This is a genomic window from Actinopolyspora sabaoui (assembly GCF_051225635.1).
Lineage (GTDB): Bacteria > Actinomycetota > Actinomycetes > Mycobacteriales > Pseudonocardiaceae > Actinopolyspora.
The window spans coordinates 287,851-302,241 of the sequence record NZ_JBMIHH010000004.1; the positions used below are offsets into that span (position 1 = coordinate 287,851).

At 63.9% G+C, this 14,391-nt stretch carries 11 protein-coding genes; 5 read left to right on the forward strand and 6 right to left on the reverse strand.

The genetic code is table 11. The annotated features are described in order from the left end of the window. Positions 1–15 precede the first annotated feature (15 nt). The 5 genes from ACOQFL_RS08865 to ACOQFL_RS08885 form a co-directional block, all read right to left on the reverse strand. Complete coding sequence (locus tag ACOQFL_RS08865) at positions 16–1,110, reverse strand: ABC transporter ATP-binding protein (RefSeq protein WP_435543614.1); 1,095 nt, start codon at positions 1,108–1,110, stop codon at positions 16–18. Positions 1,111–1,237: 127 nt separating this feature from the next. Next, entirely contained in the window at positions 1,238–2,647 is a 1,410-nt protein-coding gene (locus tag ACOQFL_RS08870; protein WP_435543615.1) for a GH1 family beta-glucosidase, read from the reverse strand. 88 nt (positions 2,648–2,735) lie between these two features. Further along, positions 2,736–3,575, reverse strand: coding sequence for a carbohydrate ABC transporter permease (locus tag ACOQFL_RS08875; protein WP_435543616.1), 840 nt, complete (start codon positions 3,573–3,575; stop codon positions 2,736–2,738). Next, entirely contained in the window at positions 3,568–4,539 is a 972-nt protein-coding gene (locus tag ACOQFL_RS08880) for a carbohydrate ABC transporter permease (protein ID WP_435543617.1), read from the reverse strand. Before ACOQFL_RS08880 ends, ACOQFL_RS08875 begins: the two co-directional genes overlap by 8 nt. After that, complete coding sequence (locus ACOQFL_RS08885; RefSeq protein ID WP_435543618.1) at positions 4,536–5,861, reverse strand: extracellular solute-binding protein; 1,326 nt, start codon at positions 5,859–5,861, stop codon at positions 4,536–4,538. Before ACOQFL_RS08885 ends, ACOQFL_RS08880 begins: the two co-directional genes overlap by 4 nt. Positions 5,862–6,307: 446 nt before the next feature. Here ACOQFL_RS08885 and ACOQFL_RS08890 point away from each other — a divergent pair, with 446 nt between their 5' ends. From ACOQFL_RS08890 to ACOQFL_RS08900, 3 genes are all read left to right on the forward strand, one after another. Beyond that, positions 6,308–7,747: a glycoside hydrolase family 6 protein gene (locus ACOQFL_RS08890; protein ID WP_435543619.1), complete on the forward strand. Its 1,440-nt coding sequence runs from the start codon at positions 6,308–6,310 to the stop codon at positions 7,745–7,747. Positions 7,748–8,085: 338 nt separating this feature from the next. Then, the gene (locus tag ACOQFL_RS08895) at positions 8,086–8,757 is read left to right on the forward strand and encodes a lytic polysaccharide monooxygenase auxiliary activity family 9 protein (protein ID WP_435543620.1); all 672 of its coding nucleotides are present in this window, start codon (positions 8,086–8,088) and stop codon (positions 8,755–8,757) included. A 184-nt stretch (positions 8,758–8,941) separates the two neighbouring features. Next, complete coding sequence (locus ACOQFL_RS08900; RefSeq protein ID WP_435543621.1) at positions 8,942–9,709, forward strand: GH12 family glycosyl hydrolase domain-containing protein; 768 nt, start codon at positions 8,942–8,944, stop codon at positions 9,707–9,709. Positions 9,710–9,831: 122 nt separating this feature from the next. Here the strand turns inward: ACOQFL_RS08900 and ACOQFL_RS08905 are convergent, their stop codons facing one another. Then, complete coding sequence (locus ACOQFL_RS08905; protein ID WP_435543622.1) at positions 9,832–10,863, reverse strand: LacI family DNA-binding transcriptional regulator; 1,032 nt, start codon at positions 10,861–10,863, stop codon at positions 9,832–9,834. A 311-nt stretch (positions 10,864–11,174) separates the two neighbouring features. Here ACOQFL_RS08905 and ACOQFL_RS08910 point away from each other — a divergent pair, with 311 nt between their 5' ends. Then, positions 11,175–12,569, forward strand: coding sequence for an MFS transporter (locus tag ACOQFL_RS08910; RefSeq protein ID WP_435543623.1), 1,395 nt, complete (start codon positions 11,175–11,177; stop codon positions 12,567–12,569). Between the two features lie 260 nt (positions 12,570–12,829). Beyond that, positions 12,830–13,987 (forward strand): uroporphyrinogen-III synthase, encoded by a 1,158-nt coding sequence (locus tag ACOQFL_RS08915; RefSeq protein ID WP_435543624.1) that lies wholly within the window; start codon positions 12,830–12,832, stop codon positions 13,985–13,987. Positions 13,988–14,391 lie beyond the last annotated feature (404 nt).

Genomic DNA, 14,391 nt, shown 5'->3' on the forward strand with positions numbered 1-14,391 from the left:
GCAACGCCCACCAGCTCACATGACGAGCCGCTGACCGGTGCTGGGGTGGAACAGGTGCACCTCCTCCTGATCCCGCAGCACCAGGTTCAGCGTCTCCCCTGCCTTGGGAACACCGCGGCCGTCGGTACGAACCGTGAACCGCTTGGCAACACCCGAGATGTCCACCGAGCCGATGACCAGGGCGTCGGCACCCAGCTCCTCGACGAGTTCCACGTCCATCCGGATACCGTCCTCCTCGGCGGGCACCGGGCGCAGCACTTCGGGGCGCACCCCGAACATCACCTCGTCGAGCCCCCGGGCCGCTGCCTGTGCGGCGCGGGGCAGTTCGACCCGATGGCCGCCGAGCAACACGCTGTCTCCCCGGGACGGGACGGTCTCCAGATTCATCGCGGGGGATCCGATGAATCCGGCGACGAACGAGTTGGCAGGGCTCTCGTAGAGTTCACGTGGGGCGGCGACCTGCTGCAGGACTCCCCCGTCCAACACCGCCACCCGATCGCCCATGGTCATGGCCTCGACCTGATCATGAGTGACGTAGATGGTGGTGGTACCCAGTTTCCGCTGCAGGGCGGCGATGTTCGCGCGGGTTTCCACCCGCAGTTTGGCGTCGAGGTTGGACAACGGCTCATCCATCAGGAAGACGCTCGGGTCCCGAACGATGGCCCGGCCCATCGCGACCCGCTGCCGTTGCCCACCGGACAGGGCACGTGGCTTGCGATCGAGGAACTCGCGCAGATCCAGCATGTCGGCCGCCTCGGCGACCTTGCGACGTATCATGTCCTTGGGGGTCTTGCGCAGCTTCAGGGCGAAACCCATGTTCTCGCCGACCGTCATGTGTGGGTACAGCGCGTAGGACTGAAACACCATCGCTATGTCGCGCGCTTTGGGAGGTGTGCCGGTGACGTCGGCACTGCCGATGGAGATGCCACCCTCGTCGACGTCCTCCAGCCCCGCGAGCATGCGCAGTGCCGTCGACTTCCCGGAGCCGGAAGGCCCCACCAGCACCAGGAACTCGCCGTCACCGATCTCGAGATCCAGCGAGTCCACCGCCCGGACCGGCGGGGTGCTCGGATAAGCTCTGGTGGCGGCGCGGTATTCGACTTCTGCCATGGCGGTATTCCAATTCGTTCGGATGTGTGGGTGAAAGCCGCCCGCGGCGCTTCGGTGGGCGGGACCGGAGTCGCGGGCCGTGGCCCCGGTGCCGAGGACGCACCGGGGCCGGAATCGAGAACGGGAGTCAGCCGGTCAGTGAGCCGTCGGGTTCCCGCGAGTGCGCGACGGTGCGGCGATACCAGTCGAAGCTGTCCTTGCGGACTCGTCGCTGGGACTCGAAGTCCACGTACACCAGGCCGAAACGCTGCTTGTAACCCTCGGCCCACTCGAAGTTGTCCAGCAACGACCAGCAGTAGTAGCCGTGCACGACGACACCGGCACGCATCGCGCCGCGCAGTTCGCGCAGATGAGTGTCCAGATACTCGATGCGGTGCCCGTCGTGGACCTCGCCCTGGCCGTCCGGCGCGTCGAATCCACTCGTCCCGTTCTCGGTGATGTAGATCGGAGGGAGCTCGGGATAGCGTTCGCCGAGCCACAGCAGCAGGCGCGACAGTCCCGCCGCCTCCACCGGCCAGTTCATCGTGGTCCGTCGCAGCGACTCGGGAGGATCGAGTTCGACCCCGATGTCATCGGCCGTGCGCAGCTTCGGATCAACGCTCTCGAAGGGGGCGGCCCGCACATACCCCGGGAAGTAGTTGTTCACCCCCAGGAAGTCGAGCTCCGTACCGATCAGCTCCAGGTCACCACCGCGTCGGAAGGAGAAGTCACTGATCTCGCCCCACACCGTGCTCTCGATGTCCGGATAGGTCCCCGCCAGCACCGGGTCGGAGAACGCCAGATTCTGGTAGCACTCGTAACGCCTGGCCGCGGCCACGTCCTCGGGGGAGTCACTGACCGGGGTCACCGGATTCAGGTTGAGCGTGATCCCGAACGACTCGTCGCCGTAACGCTGCGCACGCATCGCGGCCGTCGCGGCACCGTGCCCCAGCAGGAGGTGGTGGGCGGCGGCGAGCGCCTCATGGCCTTCCCTGGCCCCGGGCGCGTGTCTGCCCTCCGCGTAGCCGAGGAACGCGGCACAGAACGGTTCGTTGAGTGTCGTCCAGAGCCGCACCCGGTCGCCGAGCTCGCGGTGCACTATCGCCGCGTAGTCGGCGAACCGGCCTGCCGTGTCGCGTTCACGCCATCCGCCCGCTTCCTCGAGTCGTTGGGGCAGATCCCAGTGGTACAACGTCAGACACGGTTCGATGCCCGCCGCGAGCAGCTCGTCGACCAACCGGGAGTAGAAGTCGAGTCCCGCGCTGCTCGGAGGACCGCTACCCTGCGGCTGTATCCGGGGCCATGCCACCGAGAACCGATAGCTGTCGACCCCCAGCTCGCGCATCAGCGCGATGTCCTCCCCGTAACGGTGGTAGTGGTCGCAGGCCACGTCTCCGGTGTCACCGTTGTCCACCGCACCTGCTCGATGCGAGAAGGTGTCCCAGATGGATGGCCCGCGTCCGTCGACGTCCACCGCCCCTTCGATCTGATAGGCCGAGGTCGCCACCCCCCACCTGAATCCGTCAGGGAAGGTGGGGAAAGTTGATTCGCCAGTCAACTCGTTCGCTCCATTTCCGCTGTTGCGAAGTCCGGACCCGCCGTAAGGCGCCGAACGAAACGGCCGGGGACAGCTTCGCTCCCCCAGCTCACTTGACGGCTCCAGCCGTCAGTCCCTGCACGAGATAACGCTGCAGAGCCAGGAAACCCAGTACGACCGGAATGCTGACCACCAACGAGGCCGACATCACCTCGTTCCAGTACACGGTGGACTGGGTGGAGTAATCACGCAGCCCGATCGCGAGGGTCGTGGAATCGGAGTCGGTCATGATCGAGGCGAACAGGGTCTCACCCCAGGCCGTCATGAACGCGTAGATCGCCACCGCGGCTATACCCGGTTTCGCGGCGGGGATCACCACCCGCCACAACGTCTGGACCGGGCCGGCTCCATCGATGTACGCCGCCTCGTCGAGATCGACCGGTATCGAGTCGAAGTAACTGACCAGCATCCAGATCGAGAAGGGAAGTGAGAAGGTCAGATAGGTGATGATCAGGCCGATGTGACTGCCCTGGAGAACGATTCCCGTTGCCTGTCCGACACTGGCGTAGATCAGGTACAGCGGCAGCAGGAACAGAATTCCCGGAAACATCTGGGTGGAAAGCACGGTGAACCGGAAGGCGTCACGGCCACGAAAACGGTAACGGCTGATGGCGTAGGCGGCGAACAGTGCTATCAACACCGAGAAGGCGGCCGCCCCCAACGAGACCACGGCGCTGTTGACGAAGTAGTCGGCCAGCCGCACGGTCGACCACATGTCGACGTAGGGCTCCAGCGTCAGTGCCGAGGGAAACCACTGAAACGTGTCCTGCACGTCGGACAACGGCTTCACCGAGGTCGTCACCATGACGTAAAGCGGTATGACGGTGAACAGCGTCAGCAGGCACAGTCCTACACCGCGAACCCACTGGAACCAGCGTGGTTCACGCATTGCGACTCCTCCTCGAAGTCAGCATCAGATACCCGGCGGTGATGACGAGCAGGAACAACAGCAGCAGGGTCGACATGGCCGAGCCGAGGCCGAAGTTCCAGGTCAAAAACGAGTTCTGATAGATGTGGATCGATATGAGATTCGCCGACGAGGGAACCGCCTGGTCGAACAGCAGATAGGGAACGTTGAAGTCGTTGAACGTCCACAGAAACAGCACCAGGATCAACACCTGACTGACCGGCTGCAACATCGGCACAGTGATCGTGCGTATCTGCTGCCAGAGCCCGGCGCCGTCCACCGCGGCGGCGTCGTAGATGTCGGTCGGAATGGACTGCAGTCCCGCCATCAGGGCCAAGAAGGCGAACGGCCACAACCGCCATACCGCGGTCACCGTCAGGCTCAGGAACGCGTTGTTGCCCAGCAACCAGAAACGTTCGCCGCCCAGCCCCAGGTCGGACAACGTCGCGTTGACCATTCCGTCGCTGCGGTCGAGCATGAACTTCCAGATCATCACCGAGGTGTAGATCGGCAGTGCGTAGGGCACCAGGAACAGCCCGCGCAACAGGGTTCTGCCGGGGAAGGACCGCTGCAGGAACAGTGCCGCTGCCAGCCCCATCACCCAGGACACCCCAACGGTGATGACGGCGAAGGCGATGGTCACGGCGAAGGACTGGAACAGCTCGACCCCGGCGGCGCCGTGGAAATCCAGCGCGAAGCGGTAGTTCTGCAGTCCGGTGAACGGAGCGCTCATCCACTCGCGCAGGAAGAACTGGTTGAGCCGTAGAAAGCTCATCCAGAGCCCGCCGAGCATCGGCACGATGTGCACCAGCAACTCGAAGAAGAGCGCGGGTGCCAGCAGCAGGTACGGCACACTGCGTTTGCTGATCCAGGGACGTCTGGTTCGGGAACCGTTCGGCTCGGCACCGGAAGGCGGTGCCGTCGAAGCGGTGCTGGTCACCGTCATCGTGTCGAACCTCCGCCACTCCGCATCTTCTGCTGTGCCTCGTCCAGCGCCTCCGCGATGTCCTCGCGGCGCACCGAACGGTCGGTGCCCGCCCTGGCGAACAGATCACGCACCGCGGCTCCCACAGTGGTTTCGAACCGGTTCTCGTTGGGAATCATCGGAACTCGCTTCGAGGATTCGGCGAGTATTCGAGAGAAAGTTCGCAACGCGTCGGTGTTGAAAGCGGGATTGTCGTAGGCATCCGAGACCACGGGCAGGCTGCCGTACTTCTCGTTGAGGATGCTCTGCTCTTCGGCGCTGGTCAGAAACTTGACCAACTCGATCGCAGCGTCCTTGTTCTCGCTGTTGCGATACACCGCGATATTGGTTCCGGCGACGTGACTGCGGACCGCCTCTCCTCCCTCGGGCAACGGATCCGGAGTCGGGAGCGGGAAGACCCCCCACTCGCTGTCCTTCATCCCGGCGGCACGGATCGCGGCGATCGCGCTGTTCTGCGCCACCAGCATCCCCGCCTCACCGGTAGCGAAATTGCCCACCGCCTCGGTGGCCGAGCCGATCTCGGCGTCATCGGGGTTGACCACTTCGTGTTCGCTCATCAGCTCCACGTAGCGCTGCACCCCGGTGGCCATCTGCGGCGAGGCGAACGTCGCCCTGCCGTTCGAGTCGAACAGCTGAGCCCCCTCCTGGTTCCCGAGCATGAAGGCGAAGTGCGCGTTCTCGGTGTAGCTGGCACCTGCCAGCGTCATCCCCCATTGATCCTGGTTCGGCCGAGTGAGGTCGCGAGCGACGTCGACGAACTCCGACCAGTTCTCCGGGGGCTGCTCGATTCCCGCCTCACGGAACATCGCCTTGTTGTAGAAGACTCCGTAGGAAAGTCCGTACAACGGGACCGAGGACGGTGGCCTACCGGACATGCCGGTGGAGCTCATGCTGGTTTCCAGGAAACGGTCCCGTCCGCCCAACCGCTGCATCCGTTCTTCGGTGAACGGCACGAAGGCACCCGTCGCCTGCAACGAAGCCGCCCAGGTGTTTCCGAGGTTGACCACGTCCGGTCCCACTCCGGAAACAGCCGAACCCAGAATCTTGTTCAGTAGATCCCCCCAGCCGATCACCTCGACGTTCACCTCGATACCCGTACGGGCGGTGAACTTCTCGAACTCCTCGTTCAGAATCCTGCGGTCCTGTTGCGGACTGTTGCCCTGGTTGCTCGCCCAGTAGGTCAGGGTCCGCTCGTCGTCCTGCTCCCGGGCGCACCCCGACAACAGGCTCGAGGCCAGCACCAGGATGAGCACGATCACCCCGGATAACCTTCTATGCCGCATTACCACTCCTTGTCGCGGCGTCGACGGAGCCGGAAGCCACGCCCGGCGCGCGAAGCGCACGCCCGGACATCTCCCCCACCGGCTCACTCGTTCGTCTTGCTGGGAGCGCTCTCACTAGTCGTGAAAGACTGCTCGTGGACCCGCGGATTGTCAAGTAAGTCACACGAAAGCCGAGGGCAACATGCTGACACAGCAGCCACATCGGACAACACAAAGTGATCAACCACTGCCGCGGCCGGTTCGACACCACAAGGGAGTTCACATTCAGGGGTTTACGCAACGCGTTCGAGTCGCTACCTTGGGAGCGCTCCCAGTGATCTGGATCACCGAGTGGTTCCGGGTTCGGGAGGAGTGATTCGGCGTAGCTTTCCTCGCTGCGCTCAGTCGCCGGTGGCCGGGCCGCCAACCGGTCCCGGCAGAACCGAAAACGGCAAGGAGCATCTCGCATGCCATCCAACTCATTACCCGAACAGGGGCGCAGACCGACTTGGCGTCGCGTCGTACCGGGATTCCTCGCGTTGGCGATGACGGCGGCGGTTCCCATGCTGGCCCCGGCCTCGTCGGAGGCAGCTCCCGCCCATGTGGACAATCCCTTCGAGGGAGCCACCTCCTACGTGAATCCCGACTATGCCGAGAATGTCCAGTCCTCCATCGACCAGACCCAGGACGCCGACCTGAAAGCCAAGATGCAGCAGGTCAAGTCGTACCCCACCGCGGTGTGGCTCGACCGCATCGCGGCCATCGAGGGCGGCGAGGACAACGGTGGACGACTGAGTCTGCGCGAGCACCTCGACGAGGCCCTCGCGCAGCAGGGCTCCGGTCCGATCACGGCCTCGTTCGTCATCTACGACCTGCCGGGGCGCGACTGCTCGGCACTGGCCTCGAACGGCGAGTTGCCGCTGACGCAGCAAGGACTGCAGCGCTACAAGACCGACTACATCGACGCCATCACCGACGTGATGGACGACCCCAAGTACAACGACATCCGAATCACCACGGTGATCGAGCCCGACGGGCTGCCCAATCTGGTCACCAACCTGGACGATCCGGAATGTGCCGAGGCCAAGTCCAGCGGGATCCAGGTCGACGCCGTGCAGTACGCGCTGAACCAGCTGCACGACATTTCCAACGTCTACACCTACATGGATTTCGCGCATTCCGGCTGGCTGGGTTGGAACAACAATCTTACCCAGACGGTACAGCTCTACACCGACGTCGTGCAGAACACCGACGCGGGTTTCCAGAGCGTCGACGGTTTCGCGACCAACACCTCGAATTACACACCCACTGAGGAACCATTCCTGACCGATCCCAACGCTCAGGTGGGCGGGAACCAGGTCAGGTCCGGACAGTTCTACGAGTGGAATCCCAACTTCGATGAGTCCGATTTCGCCGCCAGCCTCCACGACCAGCTCGTCAGCAACGGTTGGCCCAGTAACGTCGGAACCATCATCGACACCGGCCGTAACGGCTGGGGCGGTTCGGAACGACCCGCCCAGGAGAGCTCCAGCACCAATCTGAACACCTACATCGAGGAATCGAAGGTGGACCGCCGTGCCCACCGCGGCCTGTGGTGCAACGTCAGCGGTGCCGGAATCGGCGTGCCTCCGCAGGCGGCCCCGTCCGGACATCCGAACGCGAACATCGACGCATTCGTGTGGACGAAACCGCCGGGCGAGTCCGACGGCAACAGCGAGGAGATCCCGAACGAAGAGGGCAAGCACGCCGATCCGATGTGCGACCCCGACTACGTCGCCCCCAACGCGGGTAACAACCCCACCGGCGCGCTGCCGAACTCACCTCTGGCGGGTCACTGGTTCCACGAGCAGTTCAAGATGCTGGTGCAGAACGCCCATCCGGAGATCAGCACCGCCGCTTCCCGATAGGGAACGAACTGAACGGAGCAACCACGACAATTTGATCCGGCTCGATTGACCCACCGCGCCGGGTAGATCAGCCGGAACCACTACCGTCCCGTCCGACCGAATTCGGGCGGGACGGTTTTTCACATATCGAACCGCCGAAACCAACAATGATCAAATTTTCCCGGCCCCCGGGGTCAAGCCGAAAATATTCCACCCCGACACCGAGAAAGCCGCCGACGAGAGCGAAAACCAAGATCGATCGCCACAGAGCACAAAATCACCTGATCGCACCATTTGTCCCCCCGGGGGTGCTCACTAAAATAAACAGCGGCCACAAAGAAAACCAAACGGGAGCAGAAATGCGATTACGAGGAAAAATGATCGCCCTCGGCGCCCTGGGCGCGGCGGTCGCACTCTTCGCCTCGACGATGAATCCCGGTGTGGCACAGGCACACGGCGGATTCACGTACCCGAAAACCAGGACCTACGCCTGCTATGTGAACGGGCTGGAAGGTGGCCAGGGTGGTGACCTCGCCCCCACCAACCCGGCCTGTGCCGAGGCGATCGAGCGCGGCGGCAAGACCGCGTTGTGGAACTGGTTCGGCAATCTGATCAGCGATGTGGGCGACAACCATCGCGAGCGGATTCCCGACGGGAAGCTGTGCGGTCCCACGGAGACCTTCGACGCCTACAACATGGCCCGTACGGACTGGCCGACCACCACGATGCCCGCCGGAGAGACGGTCACCCTGCGGTACAACGCCTGGGCCGCACACCCCGGGACCTGGTACCAGTACGTCACGAAGGACAGCTGGGACCCAAGCGAACCACTCGCCTGGTCAGACCTGGAACCCGAGCCCTTCAACACGGTCACCAACCCGCCGATCAACGGCAGCGGACCGCACGGGGACGAGTACACCTGGCAGGCCGAGCTACCGGACAAGAGTGGCAGGCACCTCATCTACTCGATCTGGCAGCGTTCGGACAGCCCGGAGGCCTTCTACAACTGCTCGGACGTGATCTTCGAGTGATCGTCACCTCGTGACTGCTCGGTCAACCGTGGTGACGGGACACGACGACCGTGGCCCGTTCGGTGTTCCCGTCACCACTTTGACGACGGACCGGTTACGCGGCTCGACGGGCCGCCGTGAGGCGGCGCTCGAGCTCGAGGACGGAATCCGAAGCATTCACCGGATCGGATAGGACTACGTTTCGATGTTCAACGGAAACAACCGCGGGCGACGTGCCGCGCTGGCACTCGCCGTGTCCGGGCTGGCACTGAGCTCGTTGAGCACGGGTGCGGCCGCCGCACAACCCGCCACCACCATGTGCGGCAAGTACGCCTCCACCCAGGTCGAAGGTGGACGCTACATCGTACAGAACAACGTGTGGGGCGCCGACACCCAGCAGTGCATCAACGTCGACGGCAGCTCGTTCACGGTGACCACGGCCAACCACGACAAGGCCACCAACGGCTCACCGGCGGGTTATCCCTCCATCTACGCCGGTTGCCACTACGGCAACTGCACCACGGGAACCGGACTGCCGGTACGCGCCGACCGAATGACCCATGCCACCACCAGCTGGGACATCACCACCCCCGAAACCGGAACCTACAACGCCGCCTACGATCTCTGGTTCGACCCGCAGCCGAGCAAGTCGGGACAGAACGCCGCCGAACTGATGATCTGGCTCGACCACCGCGGGGACATCCAGCCGATCGGATCACCAGTGGGCACCGTGACCATAGATGGCGCTCAGTGGGAGGTCTGGACCGGCAACGTCGGGTGGAACGTGATCAGCTACGTGCGGACGGAAACGACCGATTCGGTCGATCTCGATTTGACTGCCTTCAGCGCCGACGCGGTCGAACGAGGTTCGGTCGAACCGAGTTGGTACCTCAACAGTGTGCAGGCGGGATTCGAGCCGTGGGTCAACGGCACCGGCCTCGCCACGAACGATTTCTCGGTCAACGTCGGTTGATCCGACACTGACGAACGGGCGGGCACGGGCTCGTGCCCGCCCGTTTCGCTGCCGCGTGAACGAGCGACGCGAGCGGGAAGGCCCCGCACAGCGAGCCGAGCACCCCCGTGGGGGAGCTTCGGTCAGGCCGAACCGCGGCACACCAGCTCGGTCGGCAGGATCACCGGATCCAGGCTGCGCCCCGGCTCCTCCAGCTGCGTGATCAGCAATTTCGCCAACTCGGTTCCCATCCGCTGCACCGGCTGCGCGACACTGGTCATGGCCGGCTCGGTGTTGCGAGCCACGTCGGAATCGTCGAAACCGATCACCGCGACGTCCTCGGGCACGCGTTTACCCGCTTCGCGCAGCACTCGCATCGCGCCCGCTGCCATGAGGTCACTGGCAGCGAAGACGGCATCCACTTCGCTGTCACGTTCGAGCACGTCCCGCATGGCCTGCTCACCACTGGCCTGTCCGAAGTCGCCCTGCGCGACAACCCGCGTCACCCCGCGCCGCGACTTGAGAGCAGTCCGATATCCCGCCAACCGATCTATACCGGCGGCCATGTCCTGCGGACCGGCCAGGGTCGCGATACGCCGCCTGCCGGACTGGTAGAGGTACTCGGTGGCACTCTTCGCCCCCGCCAGGTTGTCGGCGTCGACGAACGGCACGGCGACCTCCGAGGAGAGCGGGCGGCCGTTCAATGCGACCGGTGCTCCCACTTCCACAAGCTTGCGCGGCAGGGGATCATCACCGTGCAGCGAAATCAGCACCGCACCGTCGACGTGGCCGTTGCCGACCAACTGCTCCACTCTGTCCCGTTGCCGGGCACCACTGGCCATCATCAGGTTGAGCTGCAGATTCGTCTTCGCCAGCTCCTGCCCGAGCCCACGCACGACTCCCGCGAAGAAAGGCTCGTCGAAAACCCGTGCCTCGGATTCCGAAACCACGAGCAGCACGGTGTCGGTCCGCCTGGTCACCAGGCTGCGTGCCGCGTGGTTGGGCACGTAACCGAGCTTGTCGATGGCATCCTGCACCGCGCGCAACGTGGTGGTGCTGACTTCGAGCGAGCCGTTGACCACTCGTGACACGGTGCCTCGCGACACGCCTGCCTCCGCGGCCACCTGTTCGAGCGTCGGCCGCCCCGTCGTCCGCACACGCCCAAGACTCGTCATACGGCCTCCAGCTCGCCCCACATATCCCCGTACCCCAGCCATAATACTGGGAACGCTCACGTAAGAAACGCATACGCTGACCTGATGATATTACACAGCGCTTCTGAACAGTGACGTTTGATTATCACGATCGTGTGGCATCGAGATGACGCACCCCGAGCGGAGAGTCGAGCGCCGGTGACGCGCGGGACGCACAGCGAGCCACGGCGAGCGTGCGCGAAATTTCGCTCACCGTTTATCACTCGTTGCCGATCGGAAATCACGACATGTTCGGATGCTTCCAGCATGACCGACCAACAGGAGGCACGCGGATGACGATCAAGAATGCCGCGAGAAATCCGGCCGAAGCCGAACAAGCTCTCACCGGTCGTTGGATCGACCACTGGGAACCGGAGGACGCCGGATTCTGGCATCGGACCGGAAAGCGGGTCGCCTGGCGCAACCTGTGGTTGTCGGTACTGGCCGAACACCTGGGATTCAACGTCTGGACGTTGATGAGCATAGTCGTGGTGAGCCTGGACGACGTCGGCTACGCGTTCACCGTGGGGCAGACGTTCTGGCTACTGATTCTGCCGAACCTGGTCGGGGCGGCGCTGCGCATTCCATACACCTTCGCCATACCACGATTCGGCGGCAGGGGATGGACAACCACGAGTGCTTCGCTGTTACTCGTTCCGTGCGCGATGCTCGCCGGTGCCGTCACCGCGGCGGGAACCCCCTACTGGTTCTTTCTCCTCACTGCCGCTGTCATGGGAGTGGGGGGCGGTAACTTCTCATCCTCGATGACCAACATCTCCTTCTTCTTCCCGGAAGACCGCAAGGGACTCGCGCTGGGAATCAACGCCGCGGGCGGCAACATCGGCGTGGCCGTGAGCCAGTTGCTCGTGCCGTTCGCGATCCACCTGGGCACCGGAGTCAACCTCTCCTACGCAGCCCTGATGTGGATGCCCGTGATCATCGTGTCATCGGCTTGTTCGTGGTTCTTCATGAACAGCCTGACGGCGGCCAAACCGGACAACACCTCCTACCGGGCAGCACTGACCAGCAAGCACACTCCGGTGATGGCACTGCTCTACGTCGGAACGTTCGGATCCTTCATCGGTTTCTCGTTCGCTTTTCCATCACTTATCGGGATCGCTTTCAGCGATTTCTCGCAATTCGCCGGTATCGCATTCCTCGGAGCTCTTATCGGCTCGATCGCACGACCGATCGGTGGCTGGTTGTCCGACAGGATGGGCGGGGCTCGGATAACGTTGTGGAACTTCGTGGGACTGACCCTGGGAACAATGGGGGTACTTCTCGGCGTCCGAGCCGACAGCTTCGCGCTGTTCTTCGGTTCGTTCGTGCTCCTGTTCGTGTTCACCGGCATAGGAAATGGTTCCACCTATCGCATGATTCCGTTGATATTTCGGACCGAGACGAACGAACGGGTGGCGAGAACCGGCGAGGACATGGAGGGCGCGCAGAAAGCGGCCAAGCGCCAGGCCGGCGCGGTCGTGGGGATCGTGGGCTCGGTCGGCGCTTTCGGCGGTGTCCTCATCAACCTGGTTTTCAAGTTCTCGTTGCAGGTTGGCGGAACGCTGATCCCGGCACTGCTCGCGATTCTCGTGTTCTTCCTGGCATGCGTTCTCGTCACCTGGTGGTTCTACGTGCGGAGCACTTTCGCCATCGAACGGGCCCCCAACCTCTCCTACGCCCACATCTGATCGGAGTTTTCCGGTCGGGTTGTCAGGTTGCTCCCTGGGCGGAACCTCCCGCCGGCTCTCGCTCCGGGTGACCCGACATCGGGCAACGCCCCACCGCGAGAACTCCGTAACAGGCAGGAAACCACTTCGAACCAAGCACGACATCAGCGAGTACGAGCATGGGTGAACAGCAGCCGACCGGGGAGGCGCACGTAGGCGCACCGCCAACAGCACCGCGCGGCTCCTCCTCGACAGCCACGTGAGCGCGAACCGAGCGCGGGATGACAGCACAACGACAGGAAACAACACGGCGGGCAGGGCCACTGACCGGTTTCACCGTGGGGGTGACCGCGGCGAGACGAGCCGAGGAACTGACCACCATGCTGCGCCGACGAGGCGCGGAGGTGCAGCACGCTCCCGCCATCCGCATCCTTCCGCTGGCCGATGACCGGGAACTGTTCGAGGCGAGCCGGAACCTGGCGGACCGACCGGTGGACAAGGTCGTGGTCACCACGGGTATCGGATTCCGCGGCTGGTTGGAAGCCGCGGAGGGCTGGGGACTGGCACCGGACCTGTCCCGACATCTGCGGGAGGCCAGGTTGCTCACCAGAGGGCCGAAGTCCACCGGAGCATTGCGGGCCGCCGGTTTTCACGAGGCGTGGTGCCCCGACTCGGAAAGCAACTCGGAAATACTGCACGGACTGCTCACGGAAGGGGTACGCGGACAACGGATCGCGGTACAGCTGCACGGTCGGCGGATGCCGGAGTTCACCGAGCAGTTGCGTGCGGCGGGGGCGGAGGTCATCGAGCTACCGGTGTATCGGTGGGCGGCGCCACTGGACACCACCCCGCTCGACGGTCTGGTGGAGGCCGCGATGAACCGGCGTATCGACGCACTCGCCTTCACCAGCGCCCCCGCCGTGACCAGCCTGTTGGAACTGGCCAGGCACACCGGACGATGGGAAGGGTTGCTCACGGCGTTCCGGGAACACGTTGTGGCGGCCTGCGTGGGTCCGGTTTGCGCACGCCCGCTGCGGGAGATCGATGTGGCGGTGACGTTCCCGGAACGGGCCAGACTCGGATCATTGGTGCGTTCGATTTCGCACTCCCTGCCACAGCGGGGCAAATACCTACGAATCGGCGGCCGGGAGATAGAACTACGCGGGCAGGGGGTGCTCGTCGACGGCGAGCTACGCTCCGTGTCGCCGGTCCCGATGGCGCTGTTGCGCAAACTCGCCGAACGCCCGGGGAGAGTGGTGGCTCGCGAGGAACTGGTGGCGGCGCTGCCGAACGGGGGCGAGAAACACGCCGTCGAGACGGCGATCGGCAGGTTGCGAACCGCGCTGGGAGCAAAACGACTGGTGCAGACCGTGGTCAAACGGGGCTACCGGCTCGGGATGGACCACTCGGAGATGCTCGGGTCACGCCCCTCGTCCTGAAACGGGGATCGCGCCACCTCGGTTCGGTAGGGCACGGCCACCGCTCGGGAATGGGCGGACCGAATCGTCGCGACCGGGGCCTCGGAGCGGATCGAGCTCGCGGAGCGGTGGGAGGCACGGGGCTGGTTCACGGGTACCGAAGCTTCCCACCGAGTCGTCCGGATACTCGAACCCGGTGCACCGGAGGCACCGAGGCGACCGAAAAGCGGGAACAGCTCCACAGTAGATACGGGAACGAAGATCACCCCAATTGATCCATTCGTTACTGCGAACGGAGCAATCAACACCACTGAACGACGGACAAACTTTGTTCTCAACACAGCAAAAGTTCGTTCAAAATCGGCACTAGTATTGCCACATCCCGCTGAACGTGATTAACGTCTCACCTCGCCCGGTGAGCAATT

What these genes read in the sequence shown, in the direction of transcription:
- ACOQFL_RS08865 (WP_435543614.1), bottom strand. Translation starts at nt 1,110, where the DNA reads ATGGCAGAAGTCGAATACCGCGCCGCCACCAGAGCTTATCCGAGCACC.
- ACOQFL_RS08875 (WP_435543616.1), bottom strand. Translation starts at nt 3,575, where the DNA reads ATGCGTGAACCACGCTGGTTCCAGTGGGTTCGCGGTGTAGGACTGTGC.
- ACOQFL_RS08880 (WP_435543617.1), bottom strand. Translation starts at nt 4,539, where the DNA reads ATGACGGTGACCAGCACCGCTTCGACGGCACCGCCTTCCGGTGCCGAG.
- ACOQFL_RS08885 (WP_435543618.1), bottom strand. Translation starts at nt 5,861, where the DNA reads ATGCGGCATAGAAGGTTATCCGGGGTGATCGTGCTCATCCTGGTGCTG.
- ACOQFL_RS08890 (WP_435543619.1), top strand. Translation starts at nt 6,308, where the DNA reads ATGCCATCCAACTCATTACCCGAACAGGGGCGCAGACCGACTTGGCGT.
- ACOQFL_RS08895 (WP_435543620.1), top strand. Translation starts at nt 8,086, where the DNA reads ATGCGATTACGAGGAAAAATGATCGCCCTCGGCGCCCTGGGCGCGGCG.
- ACOQFL_RS08900 (WP_435543621.1), top strand. Translation starts at nt 8,942, where the DNA reads ATGTTCAACGGAAACAACCGCGGGCGACGTGCCGCGCTGGCACTCGCC.
- ACOQFL_RS08905 (WP_435543622.1), bottom strand. Translation starts at nt 10,863, where the DNA reads ATGACGAGTCTTGGGCGTGTGCGGACGACGGGGCGGCCGACGCTCGAA.
- ACOQFL_RS08910 (WP_435543623.1), top strand. Translation starts at nt 11,175, where the DNA reads ATGACGATCAAGAATGCCGCGAGAAATCCGGCCGAAGCCGAACAAGCT.
- ACOQFL_RS08915 (WP_435543624.1), top strand. Translation starts at nt 12,830, where the DNA reads ATGACAGCACAACGACAGGAAACAACACGGCGGGCAGGGCCACTGACC.